Below are 14,318 nucleotides of genomic sequence, written 5' to 3' on the forward strand. Positions count from 1 at the left end.
TTTGTAATCCTAAAGAAAAATAACTGTCAACTTTTAATTTTAGCCCGTATTAAATATCATTTTCGTTAATTCATATTCTCTTGGTGAATAATTAATGGAAAGACATCTATAAAAATATGACTAGCCCCGAGCACTTAACAATACAGATAGGTAACAAGATCAAAGGAATTCGTAAAGAAAAGGGATGGAAACTAGGTGAGTTTGCCGATAAGTCTGGAATGAGTATAGCGATGCTTTCCAAGATTGAAAATGGAAGAGTAATCCCTACAATTCCATCTTTGATGCAAATCATTAATACCCTCAACCTAAACTTGGCGGATTTCTTCTCGGATTTAAAAGTTGATGGAGATTTCAACGGCTTTATCTTTCGCAAAAAAGAGGATTATGTCTCCCTTTCTAAAGAGGAAGATTCTGTTGGGTACCATTATCAGATGATTTTAAATTTCCCAATCGATAAAGCGTCGATGGAGATTTCACTTTTGACTTTGGATAGTCATGCGCAAAGAGAAAAATTGTCTACTTCCGGCTTTGAATACATCTATTTAATCAAGGGGAAATTGACCTATGAGTTAGGAGATGAAACTTTGGAAATGGAGGAAGGGGACTCACTTTTCTTTGATGGAGAAATGCCCCACGTTCCAAAAAATACCCAAAGTAATGAGGCGATTTTGCTCGTAGTATATTTCATCACTATGAATTAAGCTTTACTCTCAATTCTGGGGATTTTTTAATTTTTATTCTTAGGAGAAATAAAGTCAATACACACACCAGGAGCATTACTATTCCTGAAAACTGGGTTAAGTCTGTTAAAAAATTGACCCAGGTAACTTTTGTATTGCTAAACTCTTTAAAAAGCAATACTCCAACACTTCCTGTATAGCCTAAAGCATCTGCTGTATAGAATAAGAATCCAACATTCCCCTTGAATCTCAAGAGGGCTAAGAACCTTTCAAAAATCATACAGTGGAATAATATATAGGGTAGGTAGAGGCCTATTCCGTTAATAATCATCCACCATACTGGAGATATCGCTTGCTTTTCAAACATCCAAGTCACTAGGATAATCGTAAAACAACAAGCAATACTCAAATAGATCCCCCATTGGAAGGCCTTCTTGTTATCCTTGATAAGTACTCCAAAAGCCGCAATAATAAGAACTATGATTGCAACAGGAATTTCTGTCAAGGTCACCAGTTCAGGTTTTCCATCCGCACCTAGCTCAGCCCAGAACTCAACAATGAAATTGTCTCTAAAATCTCGAACAACAGTCAAAAGGACATAAACCACTACAAGTCCAATGAACACCATTCCATGCTCCCGAAGAAATCGCATCCTTTCCTTAGAGTTCATAGGAACCCTTTCTGTCCTTTGATCCAAATCTTCTTGAGTTCTAACCTGCTCTTTATTCAGCATCTTGATAGATGCCAAAAACACAGGAAAAAAGAGTAATGCGGTTAAGAAAGGCATTATAAACTCCCCTACATTAAACCATTGCATCAACCAAAGCCCGACAGTTTTCACAAAGCCTGTGGAAAAAATAAAAGTTGCACTAAGTGCTGCTGCTAATAGCTCTGTATTTTTTCGCCCTTCTATATAAGATAAAACCAACCCAAATATCATCCCCAAGGGTAAACCGTTGAAAAACATAGCCAATGGCTTTAAATTATTGGGTAGAAACGCGAATAGCAGTAACATCAACATTCCAAAAGTCACCAGTGATATCAGGTATTTCGTCCTAAACTCAGGTTTCATTTCGGATACCATTTTGATGCCTACAAACTTTGACAGCATATAACCAAGTACCTGGCTAATCACTAAAACAGTTTTGTAATCAAAGCCATAAAAGTCAAGTTCGGAATATTGCCCTGCCAAAAATGATTTCCTTACAGCATACATTCCTGTATAACATAAAAATGCTCCGACCATTAACCAGATTGTGGAATACCGACTGGTTGAGCTAATGTTTACAGAGGAATTGTTTTTCATTTAAGGAAAATTAATATCAGCTTTTTTACTTTTAGATTGTCGCTAATTCTTTCTTTTTAATGGAGATTGAAAAGAAGAAATATTTACTAACTCGAAGTTTTAGAGTTTCAAATCAATTGTTAGATTTATTAAACCTCATCTCTTTTTTGGAATCCAAAGGTAATTTTAGAATTGAACTTTACTTCGTCCCCAATATTAAGTGATTATTATCTTTTCTGAAATAGAAATTATTTTTCCTATTTGGAAAATTTTTGATGTTATTTGTATAATCTTTTACAAACCTAAAGTCTCAAAAAACTATTGAGACAACCTTTAGTAGAACAGACTATGTGCAATAATGAAGCAACTGCCATGGTTTTTGGAGCAATCCAGAAACCATTTTCATCAAAGAAAGTAAAATTTCCAGAGTTAAAAAGGCAGGAAGTTCTAATAGAAATCAGCTACTCCACCATATGCACCAGTGATCTCCATACCTTTTATGGAAGGAGAAATGCCCATACACCAAGTGTATTAGGCCATGAGGTGATTGGAAAAGTTGTTCTACTCGCTGAAGGTGGGGTCAATGATTATTTTGGCAATTCTTTAAAAATTGGTGACTTGGTTACCTGGTCCGTATATGCCCATGACCACAATGGAAAAATGGCCAAGAAAGGATTCCCACAAAAATCAGAGGATCTATTTAAATACGGTCATGAAGAAATGACTCAAAACAATGCTTTAAACGGGGGCTTTGCAACACATTGTCACCTGAGGGCAGGAACAGATATATTTAAAATCCCAAAAAACATCAACGCCAAAGAAGCTACCCCTCTCAATTGCACTCATGCTACCATTGCAGGTGCTATCCGTTTGGCAGGCGACGTCACAGGGAAAAATGTTTTGGTAATAGGTGCCGGAATGTTGGGATTATCTGCTTGCGCCATGTCCAAATATGCAAGTGCCAATAATGTCACTTCCATGGACATAGATCCTGATAGAATGGCATTAGCAAAAAAATTTGGAGCTGACCAAGCGCTTGATGCTTCATTAAAGACTGAAGAAATCATTTCTAAGGCAAAAGAATGGGATGGAATTGATTTGGTTATCGATACCAGTGGTTCCCCGGATGCTATGGAGAAAGGTTTGGAAATCTTAAACATTGGTGGCATTTCCATATGGGTTGGGGCCGTATATTCCCAGAGAGATTTCTCATTTAATGCGGAACAAATCGTTCGTAGGTTACTGACAATAAAAGGACTCCATAACTACAAACCAGAAGATTTGGCATTTGCTATTGAATTTCTTGAAATCAGCAAGAATCAATACCCTTTCGAAAGTTTGGTAGCTGAAGAATATCCATTAGAAAAATTAGATGAGGCATTTGAAATAGCCAATACATCAGGAAAATATAGAATTGGTGTCAAACCATAAATTTCAAAAACAATATTCACGATGAGTAAAAAACCAGAAATTGACATGATCGTTTTCGATATGGCAGGCACGACCGTCAACGAGAACAATGTGGTCTATAAATCACTTCAAAAAGCGATAAATAATTTAGGGAATAACTTTTCTTTAGATACAGTTTTGCTTCATGGAGGGGGAAAAGAAAAACTGCAGGCTATAAAAGATGTGTTAAAAACGACCTATAGTGATGAAGAAAAGATCAATTCTGATGCAGAAATCGCTTTTTCGGAGTTTTTAGTCACTTTAAAAGAGGCTTATGAAAATTTGGACGTAAGTACTTATGATGGTACCGAAAGCCTTTTTAGCTACCTCATGGATAGAGGAATAAAAGTGGTTTTGAATACCGGGTACAATCAAAAAACGGCCCTTTCACTATTGGACAAATTAAATTGGAAAGTAGGTGAGACTGTTGATTTATTAGTTACCGCGGATGACGTAAAAAACAGTCGCCCTGCTCCAGACATGATATTGGTGGCAATGGAGAAATTGGGAGTTTCCGATGCTAGTAAAGTAGCTAAAATCGGGGATTCTGTGGTGGATATAGAAGAAGGAAAAAATGCAGGTTGTGGACTTAACTTAGGAGTTACCACAGGAGCTCAAACCAAAGATCAGTTGATCGATGGAAGGCCTGATTATATCTTAGATTCATTATTAGAGATTAAAGAGATCATCGCTTAAGAAATGAACAGGAGGAGTTTTCTTTAGGCTTCAGGATTGGCGGAAAAACCATTTTTGTTCCGAATCTATCAGAAATCTTTGCTAGAAAACTTAATGCAAAAGTTAGTATTGGGCTAATAACTGACCTGCATCAGGATATCATTCATGATGCCGAAAAAAGACTTCAGCAATTTGCGGACGAAGTCAATAAGAAAAATCCTTCGGCAGTAGTTCAAATGGGAGATTTTGCCTACCCTTCACCTTAGTACAAATCAGTAATTGACCTTTTTAATAATTATTCCACTTGCCTCTTGGATTGCCTCCCAAGAGGCTTTTTTTTACCTAAAAAGGAGAATATCACAAATAGATTTTTTTAGCTTTAGAGTTTTTAATAGGATAAAAGACAGAATATTATGAACTTTAGCTAATACAAACTTTTAAAATCATGTTAGATCAACTATTAAATTTAGCTGAGGGACCTTTGGAAGAAATGCTTTCGGGCATGAATCAAGAAAACCCAAAATCATCAGCAAGTGCATTAAAAGAGTCTATTTTTTCGAGTCTTCAGAAGCAGGTAGCTACAGGAGATATGAATGGAGTCAAAGAAATGTTTTCAGGCGCCGAAACTTCACCAGATTCACCGATAGTCAATCAATTACAAAGCAATGTTTCCGAAGGTTTAATTGAAAAACTTGGGATCAGCAAAGAACAAGCAATGAGTATTGCTGCAGCTGCTTTACCCATGATTTTAAACTTTTTCAATAAGCGTGTAAACGATGCACCACAAGATAATCAAGACATCATGTCTTCTGTGGTTTCTGCGCTTCAAGGGAATTCTGGCAAAGTAAACCCGACAGACCTTTTAGGATCTCTAATGGGGGGAGGAAACGGTAAAGGAGGAATGGATTTAGGTGGATTAATGGATTTAGGAAAAGGTCTATTTAAATAATTGAAATGATGAGAAAGTATGCCCCACTGTACTTAGGCATTCTAGTTTTGGCCTTCATGTCAATTCAAACTACTTATGCTCAGAAAATCAAGCTGCCTTCTCCTGACTTTAAAAAAGACATGATGGAGGCCTTCTCTCCCTCTGATATAGAACTCTCGATTGATGCTTCCAAAAAAGAGGAATTGAAGAAATCCAATGGTGATTTCTTAGATCAGGTAATTAAAATTGCAGGAAGTGATTCCAACGATGAAGAAAAGAAAAAATCCATTTTATCACTCGGCAAAAAGCAATCCAATGCATTTTCAAAAATACTTGGAGAAAACAACGCCAAGAAGTACAAAAAATCAATAAAGAAAAAAATTAGACCTTTTAAAACTAAGTATAAACTTGCTACTCTTATTTTATGAAAAACTTCAAATTACTAACTCTATTAGCAGTATTTACTCTAATCGGATTTACAACGCAGGCTCAAGGTCTCAAAATACCTAAGCTGGATTTGGCTTCCCAAGTAACGGGGATACTAAATGATACAGGTGGGCTTGATCTTAGCTCAAGTCAACAAGACAAGCTTGAGAAAAACAATAAAAGTTTTGTTGATGAATTAATGAAAATCAGTGACAGTTCAGCCTCAGATGAGGACAAAAAAGCTAGCTTCCTTGGACTTAAGAATAAAAGAACAAAGTTCCTTACAGACCTTTTGGGAAGTGATTTGTTTAAAAAATATTCCGGGAAAATACTCAAATCGATCAATCCCCTTAAATCCAAGTTAGGGCTGGCCGCATTAGCATTCTAGCAATATTCAATTATCAAAGAAGCCGCAATTTTTTGCGGCTTTTTTTATGTTCTGAGGAATTTAACTAACCAATTCTAGTTCTTTTTATTTAATATCTTCATCAACTCTTCAGCTAAGTACTTCCCTTTCATTTTTATAACATCCCTTTCTGTGTTATCTCCTACTTCAAAAGTCATTGATTCAGCTTTATGAACGAAATAAAAATAAGAATTTGAAGTAACGCTTCGTTGAACGCCTTCATTAGGGCGAATATTGGGAATATAATCAGGAATCCTTTTGGAAGATCTCTTGATAACTTTTGGAATCAAGCCAGGAAAATTACCTTTTAATTCTTGGTTATTGATATAAAAAATATCCTCCCAAGTAGAATGAAAGTCAGCTGCAAAAACAAACTTCCCTCCTGATTCTTCCACTTTCTTTTCCATAAATTCAGACAAGGCCTTTGTTTCGGGCTGATTGAAATTCACCCAATCTCTGTTAAGATCTATTCCACCTGAATTATGTCTCCAATGCCCATTACCAACGCCATCAGGGTTTATTTGAGGCATTAAATACAAATTATAATTTGCTCTAAACTTCTTGGCAGCAGGAGTATCTCCAACAATCTCCTCTACAAATGCCTTCATTGCTAAATAGCCAGTTAATTCGGGTGGATGCTGCATGGAAATCACCATTAGCATATGTTGATCATCAGCATTTCCGATTTTCAAAATCTCCAATGGCCTTCCTTGATTGCTTTCTCCAATCTTGATTTTTTCCACAAAATCAAATCCCATCAAACTTTCTTTCCAATCCGCCACATGCTGAGTTCCGACTAAATCCTGAGCAGCAATCCAAGTAGTATCCTGAGAGCTCTGAACTTTTAAAAAAGCTTCTTTGGGTCTTTCTTCTCCAACAACTGGTAAGACAAAATCAGTCGAATCTACATTGGAATAGGAGTTTCCATCCTTACTTATTTTTGGATAATATCGATGAAATCCTTTATCAGAATAAGTGAATTTAATCCAGAAATCCTGAGGGCTTTCAGTCCAAATTTTAAAAGCATACCATGGACTTGGGTTGATGGGTTCGTTTTCCGGTAAGATGGTAATAGAAACCAAGGTATCATTGATCCTTATGGCATCATTAAGTCTTGCGCCTTCAAACTGATTTGAAAAATAAAGCCCATTCTCTAAATCAAATGTTCTCCTTTCTTGAAGGTTGATTTCTTTACTTTCCGTAGGAATTATTTGAATAGGCCCCTGCCCTTCCCACTGGGAAGTTGATTTACAGGAATAGAGAAAAATTAAAAGCAGGTAAAAGGTTGTTGATTGGAGGAATTTCATGTTGGGAAGTTAAAATAAAAACCCTTCAAATTTCTTCGAAGGGTTCCTATTTCGTCAATCGTATTTCAATTTATACTTTCGGCAATTCCCATCCATTATGATATTGGGCTTTAATCAATTGATTTGCTTCAGAATCGGTAAATAGATTCTTTTCTGCATCCCAATAAACTTTCTTACCAGTTTTATAGGCAATATTCCCCATTTGTGCATTGATTGCTGCTACACTTCCAGTTTGAATCGCACAATTCAACAAACTCGGATCATTCGCTTTTACCGCTTCGATGAAGTTTTTAGCATGATGATCCAAAGCACTTCCAGCTCCAGGAGTATGAGGAACTTCTGCTACTTTTGGAACACGCTGACCATCTTTGTTTTCGGTTTCAGGAATCACTTTCCATCCCCCTCTATTCACTACCAAAGTGGCATTGTTTCCGATAAATGCAATTCCTTCAGTCGTGCCATAGTTTCCTCCATCGATGCCTGTAGCATGCTCCCAAAGCATATTGAATCCATCATATTCATACACTGTCTGAAGCGTATCCGGTGTCTCAGAAGCATCATTTGGATAGGCAAATTTCCCACCAGAGGCCATTACGGATTTAGGAGCACTTACTCCCATCGCATAAAGTGCAATATCGATCTCATGAACTCCCCAATCTGTCATCAATCCACCAGCATAATCCCAAAACCAACGGAAATTAAAATGGAAACGATTTGGATTAAATGGACGCTCAGGTGCTGGTCCTAGCCACATTTTATAATCCACTCCATCTGGCGCAGGACCATTTGGCAATACCGGAACCGGCTTCATCCATCCTTGGTATGCCCAGCATTTTACCAATCTGATTTGACCCAATTTCCCTGATTTTACATAATCAATTGCCTGGGCATATTGAGAACCTGATCGCTGCCATTGCCCAACCTGTACTACTTTTCCATAGCGTTCTTGAGCTTTCACCATTAGTTGGCATTCCTCAATGGTATTTGCAATGGGTTTTTCTACGTAGACATTCTTTCCTGCAGAAACAGCATCACACATGATCAGACAATGCCAATGATCTGGAGTTCCAATGATCACAATATCGATATCTGGATCTTCGAGTAATTTTCTATAATCTTTATAAAGTTTCGGTCGCGTGCCTCGAAGTTTGAAAACATCTTCACTTCTCCTATCCAGCACGCTTTGATCTACATCTGCAATCGCGACGCAGTTTACCTCAGGCAATTTTAAATGTGCGCTCATGTTTGACCAACCCATCCCGTTTGCTCCGATAAGCCCATAATTGAGCTGATCAGATGGTTTTACTTTGCGGGTAAATCTTCCAAAATCAGAGGCTGTGAGTATTTGGGGCATACTTAATCCTGCCCCTACCAACATGGTATTTTGAATAAATCTTCTTCTTGATGACATGGTTTTTTGGGTTATTGAGAGTATTGAAAAAAAAGAGCAGAATAGTTAAATCCTGCTCCATTTTAGATTAGTAATTATAGCTTACGAACCCAGATATTTCTAAATCTTACTGGATTGCCATGATCTTGTAATTTGATTGGCAACTCTTCTGGATGAGCTTTATAGTTTGGAATACCAATGTATTCGGTTGGGCCTTTAAGAATCACATGATTTTGTACCAATACACCATTCATTAAAACAGTAACAGTTGCAGGGGAAGTTACAATGCCATCTTTGTTAAAGCGTGGTGCTTTAAAGATGATATCATAGTAATTCCATTCTCCAGCTGGTCTCAATGCCATTGCCAATGGAGGAAATTGCTTGTAAATACTTCCTGCTTGACCATTGGTGTAGGTCTTACTTTCATAACTATCCAAAACTTGAACTTCATATAAGCCCATCAAGAAGAAACCAGAGTTTCCTCTTCCTTGCCCTTCTCCCACAATTTCTGTAGGTGCAGACCATTCTACATGGTATTGAGCATCACCAAAAGGTATTTTTGATTGAATATCCCCTTTACCTCTGGTTACCACAAGCTCACCATTTTCTATTGTCCATTCTGCAGGACTTGAACCATCTCTAGCACTAACAAAATTATTCAAACTTGTTCCATCAAAAAGCACGATCGCATCGGATGGGGGGGCTGTATTATTTGCTCCTGGAGTGACTTTTGGTGGTACAGGTGTATAAAATTCTGTCGCCTCTGGTTTCATTGGTGGTGGAGTCTTTTCCTGGCCTAAAGCCAAAGTACTCAAACTCATTGTAAAAACTGCTGCCGCTAGTGTCAGCGAAATCTTTTTCATAGGAAGATTATTTTAGGTTAAGATCTACGGGGATAAATTACTGCAAAATGATAGCAATCAAAACACCATTGATGGATTTTTATGTCATTCAACCCAATTCTAAATGAATTTGAAATAAATTGTAACTATGAAAAAACCACTTACCCTACTAATTCTTGGAATCTTTCTGAGTCAATTTTCCTTTGGACAGGAGAATTATTTCTTTCCTGGAGAAAAATTTGACCCGGCTATTCCTTCCCCTTCTGACTTCCTAGGTTATGAAATTGGAGAATGGCACACTCGCTATGACCTGATAGTTAAATACTTTGAAAAACTGGATGAAATATCCGATATGGCCAGTTTAAAGACTATTGGGTATACTCATGAGTTAAGACCAAAAATCATTTTGACTATTTCTTCACCTTCCAATATGGAAAACTTAGAAGAAATCAGATTGAAACAACTTCAGCTAGCTGATCCAAGTCAATCTAAACCTGAAGTTAGCAGCATGCCTGCCATCATCCATCAAGGGTATGGTGTTCATGGCAATGAACCTTCTTCTGCCGAGGCAGCCATGTTAACTGCTTATTGGCTAATGGCTTCCCAATCGGAACTTGCGACCAACCTTAGAGAAAATTCCGTGGTTCACTTTGACCCAACGGTCAATCCAGATGGTAGAGATCGACATAGCCACTGGGCAAATACCAACAAAGGTTTTCCTCCAGTCGCTGATCCTTTGGATCGCGAGCATAATGAAGTTTGGCCAGGAGGAAGAACCAACCATTATTGGTTTGATTTAAATCGAGACTGGCTTCCACTTGCACATCCTGAATCTCAGGCAAAAATCGCTTGGTATCATACCTGGTATCCAAATGTGACCACCGACTTTCATGAAATGGGTACCAATAGCACATACTTCTTTGAACCAACCAAGCCTTATGGAAGTGAAAACCCTGTAGTTCCAAGAAAAAATTACGACGACATCAATGTTCGATTTGCTAAATATTTCTCCAAATACTTAGATGAAATTGGAAGTTTATATTGGACAAAAGAGGTTTTTGACAACAGTTACCCTGGTTATGGAAGTACCTATCCAGACATACATGGTGGACTAGGTTTGGTTTTCGAGCAAGCCAGTAGTCGTGGCCATTTGCAAAATAGCCAACGTGGAGAAATCAGCTTTGCTTTTACGATAAGAAATCATGTGAGAAGTTCACTTGCGACCATGGAAGCGGCTCTGGACAATAAGGATTTTATGCATGATTATTTAAGAGAGTTTTTTGAAACTGCTGTTTCAGAAGGCTCTGATGATCCAGCAGGAAATTATGTTTTTGGGGATGAATATGATGAAAGCCGAAATCAGCTTTTCGTTAAGCTTTTGCTAGATCATCACATAAAAGTATATGAAAATGACAGCGATATCGACCTAGGTAATTATTCTTTCAAAAAAGGAAAATCCTGGGTAGTTCCCACCTCTCAACCTCAATTCAGAATGGTTAGATCCATGTTTGAGGAAGTTACAGAATTTGCAGACTCAGTGTTCTATGATGCCTCTACTTGGACTATGGCACATACCTATGGAATGCCATTTGCCACTTCTTCTGGAATTAAACCAGGAGATGAAGTCACGGAAGTTTCAGAGATAGGATATCCATTTCCAGAAGGAAAAGCTTATGCATACTTAATAGATTGGGCCGATTACTACGCTCCTAGAATGCTGAATGATTTACAAAAGGCTGGAATTCATGTAGAAGTTATAAACAGACCCTTTACTTCTCAAACAACATCAGACGTGGTTGAATTTGGAGCTGGAACCTTGATGATTCCAATGGGTTTTCAGGATTTAGATGAAACTGAACTTCTGGAAAAGCTAAAGGAATTAGCGAACAAAAATCACCAACAAGTTTATGCAACCAAGACAGGATTAAATCTCCAGGGAATAGATTTGGGTTCAAACCTTGTGGGTGCTGTTACAGAACCTAAAGTCATTATGGTGGTTGGTGATGGAGTTTCTAGCTATGAAGCAGGAGAAATTTGGTATTTATTGGATTCTCAAGTTGGGATGCCAATCACCAAAGTAAACTCCGATGATATGGGCCGAGTAAACTTATTTGATTACAACACACTGGTGCTACCTTCTGGCAATTACAACTCTTTTTCCGAAGGGTTTCTTGACCATCTGAAGGACTGGCTTCAAAGAGGAGGAACTATCGTTTCACTTAAATCTGCAAGTTTATGGTTAAACCGTGCAGGAATCACCAATGAAAAAATGGTAGAACGGCCTGAAAATTCAGATCCAATAGCACTCCCCTATGCTGATCGAAATGCTTTTGAAGGTGCCAAAGCAGTGGGCGGAAGTATCTATATGGCAAAACTGGATTTAACTCATCCTATAACTTATGGCTACCGCAGAGACCAACTTCCTGTCTATAGAAATAGCTCCATTTTTGTCCAGCCTAGCCAAAATAAATATCTTACTCCCATTCGCTACACCGAAGACCCTTTATTAGGAGGTTATATCTCTGATGAAAACCTTGAACTCATGAAGCAATCGGCTAGTTTGATCATATCTCCGGTAGGTAGAGGAAGAGTTATTAATTTCTATGATTCACCTAATTTTAGAGGCACTTGGTTTGGAACCAATAAACTCTTTTTGAATGCCTTGTTTTTTGGAGACATCATGGATTAAATGAGTTTAAAAGACAATTAAAAAAGCCAGTAGGTAATCCCTGCTGGCTTTTATTTTAGGAAAAATCTACGAACAAATCGTAGATTTAGTTAAAATTTTTTATCTCTTATAAGTCAGTGTGATCGTACCGGCTACTTTTCCCATTGGGGTATCCATTGCAACATCATGCTTTGTAACCAACTCCTCTTCACTTAGACTTATTACTTCATAAGAGGTTTCTTCTCCACCATCCATTGTTGTGATGAGGATATTTCCATTGGTATAAAACCTATACGTTCCTGAGCCATTCATCTCTCCCTGACCTGAAGTAATACTCATAGTACCATCTTCATTGAGAGTCAATTTTCCTCCTTCGTGCAAGGCTCTACCTCCTTCTATCATAGCACTTAAATCAGGCCCTTCCGACTGCTCAAACTGAAAATCAGTTCCTGTCCAAGTTCCAGTCAGATCCGCTTGGTTAATGGCCATATCGCAGGAAAACAGTCCTATCATTAGAGCCAATAAGGGAATACTGAGTAGAAATCTATTCTTTTGAATAGCATTTGATTTTGATTTGTTCATCATCATGATTCGTTTTTTAGTTTGAAATTGATTGAAATTATTCATGAATTGTAATCCACAGTCTTTACTCAATTGCTTGAGCAAAAGACGAGAATAGGCAATTGGAGAATAGCTGTTTGTCACTTCTTGATCTGCTTGAAATTCATGGATTTCCCGAAGTTGTTTTTCTAAGGCATAAATCACAGGGTTAAACCAAAATATAGATTTGATCACTTGCAGGAATAATACATCCCAAGTATGCCCTTTACGGATATGAACAGATTCGTGAAGCAAAATCTGATTGAATTCTTGATTTCCTTCTGGATATTCTGGTAATAGGATATAGTTAAAAAATGAAGCTGGAATAAACCTTTCATGAATCACTATCACATGATCTCCTGTCTTTAATTTTTGAGATTTTGAGATCAAATTCCAGGTTTTAAACAAACCAATGACAAGCTTAGAAATAGAGTAAATCAATCCAATTATATAAACCAATTGTAGAATGCTGACCCAATTGAAAGATCGATTTTCCAATGTAGATGAATCAGAATTTACTTGCCCTTCCATCCAGTTTAATGAATTATTAATAGGCCGAATGGCACTTTCTCCTAGCCACTGAAATTCAAAGGAAAATAAAGGCAAAAGAACTGCAGCAGATAGTAAACCCAATAAGGTTACTCTACCCAAGGAAAAAAAAGTAAGATCTTCCATAAGGATTTTGTAAAACAAAAACACCAATAAGATCCCAAGACTAGCTTCCAATAAATATGTAAATAAGAATACCATCTCCTATTTCTTTTCGTAATTATCGATCATCTTTTGTAATTCTTCCAATTCCTTCTCAGAAACCTTTTTCTCCTTTACCAAAAAAGAGAGTACATTCTCCACTGAGCCATCAAAGAAGTTTTTGACCAATGAGTTAAAACTCTTTTTACGATAATCACTTTCGGGAATCAAAATGAAATACTCATTTGTTTTTCCATAAGTTTTATGCCCTAGGTAGCCCTTCTTTTCTAATACTTTTACAGCGGAAGCTAAAGTTGTATAAGGTGGCTTAGGTTCTGGAATCTGATCTAAAACATCTCTTACAATGCCTCTCTCAATCTTCCAAAACACTCGCATGATTTGCTCTTCATTGGCTGTTAACTCTTCCATAAACCTAATGTAATGAGAGTTTTTATAAAAACCTACGATTACTTCGTAATATCACGAATAAATCGTAATAATATATAAAAAAAGTCTCTGGTTAATCCCCAGAGACTTTTGCTATTATTAAACCATCAACTAAAGCTTGTATTTGACCGGTAATTGCATTTGAGTATTTACTTTTTCACCATCCTTTTCTCCAGGTGTCCAGTTAGGAAAAGACTTCACTACTCTTATTGCCTCTTCATCACAACCAGCTCCTATCCCTCTTAAGATTTCTGGACTCTCAATGGAACCATCTTTCTTGACCACAAAGGCGACTACAACAGTTCCTTCAATCCCTTTTTTCTGAGCAGCTTCTGGGTATTTCAAATTTTCTCCCATGAATTTAAACAGGGCTTCCATTCCCCCTGGAAATTCAGGAGTCTCGTCCACCTCTTTTAATGCCCTTTCACTCGTCTGAGAATATCCAGAATTTACTCCAACGCAAATGGTCAACAATAAAATCAGAACAGTGTAAATAGTTGGTTTAGCGTAAGTTTTCATTTTTAA

The 14,318-nt window shown here is 37.4% G+C and carries 14 protein-coding genes; 7 read left to right on the forward strand and 7 right to left on the reverse strand.

Annotated elements, in window-relative coordinates; translation table 11 throughout:
* Positions 1-116: 116 nt before the first annotated feature.
* The gene (locus ALPR1_RS13120) at positions 117-701 is read left to right on the forward strand and encodes a helix-turn-helix domain-containing protein (protein WP_008201357.1); all 585 of its coding nucleotides are present in this window, start codon (positions 117-119) and stop codon (positions 699-701) included.
* Here ALPR1_RS13120 and ALPR1_RS13125 read toward each other — a convergent pair.
* Positions 691-1,986, reverse strand: coding sequence for a DUF5690 family protein (locus ALPR1_RS13125; RefSeq protein ID WP_008201359.1), 1,296 nt, complete (start codon positions 1,984-1,986; stop codon positions 691-693). The genes ALPR1_RS13120 and ALPR1_RS13125 overlap by 11 nt on opposite strands.
* Positions 1,987-2,286: 300 nt before the next feature.
* Here ALPR1_RS13125 and ALPR1_RS13130 point away from each other — a divergent pair, with 300 nt between their 5' ends.
* The 5 genes from ALPR1_RS13130 (at position 2,287) to ALPR1_RS13150 (ending at position 5,831) form a co-directional block, all read left to right on the forward strand.
* A complete protein-coding gene (locus ALPR1_RS13130; protein WP_237701546.1) occupies positions 2,287-3,396 on the forward strand; it encodes a zinc-binding dehydrogenase in 1,110 nt (369 codons plus the stop codon).
* A gap of 21 nt (positions 3,397-3,417) precedes the next feature.
* A complete protein-coding gene (locus tag ALPR1_RS13135; RefSeq protein WP_008201363.1) occupies positions 3,418-4,110 on the forward strand; it encodes a phosphonatase-like hydrolase in 693 nt (230 codons plus the stop codon).
* 424 nt (positions 4,111-4,534) lie between these two features.
* Entirely contained in the window at positions 4,535-5,038 is a 504-nt protein-coding gene (locus ALPR1_RS13140) for a DUF937 domain-containing protein (RefSeq protein WP_008201365.1), read from the forward strand.
* A 5-nt stretch (positions 5,039-5,043) separates the two neighbouring features.
* Positions 5,044-5,445, forward strand: a complete 402-nt coding sequence (locus ALPR1_RS13145; RefSeq protein WP_008201366.1) for a hypothetical protein — start codon at positions 5,044-5,046, stop codon at positions 5,443-5,445.
* Positions 5,442-5,831 (forward strand): hypothetical protein, encoded by a 390-nt coding sequence (locus ALPR1_RS13150; RefSeq protein WP_008201367.1) that lies wholly within the window; start codon positions 5,442-5,444, stop codon positions 5,829-5,831. Before ALPR1_RS13145 ends, ALPR1_RS13150 begins: the two co-directional genes overlap by 4 nt.
* Positions 5,832-5,905: 74 nt before the next feature.
* Here the strand turns inward: ALPR1_RS13150 and ALPR1_RS13155 are convergent, their stop codons facing one another.
* The 3 genes from ALPR1_RS13155 to ALPR1_RS13165 form a co-directional block, all read right to left on the reverse strand.
* On the reverse strand, positions 5,906-7,156 hold the full coding sequence (locus ALPR1_RS13155; protein WP_008201368.1) for a M14 family metallopeptidase: 1,251 nt from the start codon (positions 7,154-7,156) through the stop codon (positions 5,906-5,908).
* Between the two features lie 70 nt (positions 7,157-7,226).
* Complete coding sequence (locus tag ALPR1_RS13160; protein ID WP_008201369.1) at positions 7,227-8,567, reverse strand: Gfo/Idh/MocA family protein; 1,341 nt, start codon at positions 8,565-8,567, stop codon at positions 7,227-7,229.
* A gap of 74 nt (positions 8,568-8,641) precedes the next feature.
* The gene (locus ALPR1_RS13165) at positions 8,642-9,409 is read right to left on the reverse strand and encodes a 3-keto-disaccharide hydrolase (RefSeq protein WP_008201370.1); all 768 of its coding nucleotides are present in this window, start codon (positions 9,407-9,409) and stop codon (positions 8,642-8,644) included.
* A gap of 127 nt (positions 9,410-9,536) precedes the next feature.
* Between ALPR1_RS13165 and ALPR1_RS13170 the strand changes: the two genes are divergently transcribed.
* Complete coding sequence (locus ALPR1_RS13170; RefSeq protein ID WP_008201371.1) at positions 9,537-12,077, forward strand: M14 family metallopeptidase; 2,541 nt, start codon at positions 9,537-9,539, stop codon at positions 12,075-12,077.
* 99 nt (positions 12,078-12,176) lie between these two features.
* Here the strand turns inward: ALPR1_RS13170 and ALPR1_RS13175 are convergent, their stop codons facing one another.
* The 3 genes from ALPR1_RS13175 to ALPR1_RS13185 form a co-directional block, all read right to left on the reverse strand.
* Entirely contained in the window at positions 12,177-13,331 is a 1,155-nt protein-coding gene (locus ALPR1_RS13175; RefSeq protein ID WP_161599233.1) for a M56 family metallopeptidase, read from the reverse strand.
* A gap of 78 nt (positions 13,332-13,409) precedes the next feature.
* Positions 13,410-13,775: a BlaI/MecI/CopY family transcriptional regulator gene (locus tag ALPR1_RS13180; RefSeq protein WP_008201373.1), complete on the reverse strand. Its 366-nt coding sequence runs from the start codon at positions 13,773-13,775 to the stop codon at positions 13,410-13,412.
* A gap of 129 nt (positions 13,776-13,904) precedes the next feature.
* The gene (locus ALPR1_RS13185; RefSeq protein WP_008201374.1) at positions 13,905-14,312 is read right to left on the reverse strand and encodes an energy transducer TonB; all 408 of its coding nucleotides are present in this window, start codon (positions 14,310-14,312) and stop codon (positions 13,905-13,907) included.
* Positions 14,313-14,318: the final 6 nt, after the last annotated feature.

Origin of the sequence: Algoriphagus machipongonensis (genome assembly GCF_000166275.1) — a bacterium.
Lineage (GTDB): Bacteria > Bacteroidota > Bacteroidia > Cytophagales > Cyclobacteriaceae > Algoriphagus > Algoriphagus machipongonensis.

Coding starts and splice junctions, on each gene's coding strand:
- ALPR1_RS13170 (WP_008201371.1), top strand. CDS start 9,537: ATGAAAAAACCACTTACCCTACTAATTCTTGGAATCTTTCTGAGTCAA.
- ALPR1_RS13125 (WP_008201359.1), bottom strand. CDS start 1,986: ATGAAAAACAATTCCTCTGTAAACATTAGCTCAACCAGTCGGTATTCC.
- ALPR1_RS13135 (WP_008201363.1), top strand. CDS start 3,418: ATGAGTAAAAAACCAGAAATTGACATGATCGTTTTCGATATGGCAGGC.
- ALPR1_RS13165 (WP_008201370.1), bottom strand. CDS start 9,409: ATGAAAAAGATTTCGCTGACACTAGCGGCAGCAGTTTTTACAATGAGT.
- ALPR1_RS13120 (WP_008201357.1), top strand. CDS start 117: ATGACTAGCCCCGAGCACTTAACAATACAGATAGGTAACAAGATCAAA.
- ALPR1_RS13175 (WP_161599233.1), bottom strand. CDS start 13,331: ATGGAAGATCTTACTTTTTTTTCCTTGGGTAGAGTAACCTTATTGGGT.
- ALPR1_RS13155 (WP_008201368.1), bottom strand. CDS start 7,156: ATGAAATTCCTCCAATCAACAACCTTTTACCTGCTTTTAATTTTTCTC.
- ALPR1_RS13145 (WP_008201366.1), top strand. CDS start 5,044: ATGATGAGAAAGTATGCCCCACTGTACTTAGGCATTCTAGTTTTGGCC.
- ALPR1_RS13150 (WP_008201367.1), top strand. CDS start 5,442: ATGAAAAACTTCAAATTACTAACTCTATTAGCAGTATTTACTCTAATC.
- ALPR1_RS13140 (WP_008201365.1), top strand. CDS start 4,535: ATGTTAGATCAACTATTAAATTTAGCTGAGGGACCTTTGGAAGAAATG.
- ALPR1_RS13180 (WP_008201373.1), bottom strand. CDS start 13,775: ATGGAAGAGTTAACAGCCAATGAAGAGCAAATCATGCGAGTGTTTTGG.
- ALPR1_RS13160 (WP_008201369.1), bottom strand. CDS start 8,567: ATGTCATCAAGAAGAAGATTTATTCAAAATACCATGTTGGTAGGGGCA.
- ALPR1_RS13185 (WP_008201374.1), bottom strand. CDS start 14,312: ATGAAAACTTACGCTAAACCAACTATTTACACTGTTCTGATTTTATTG.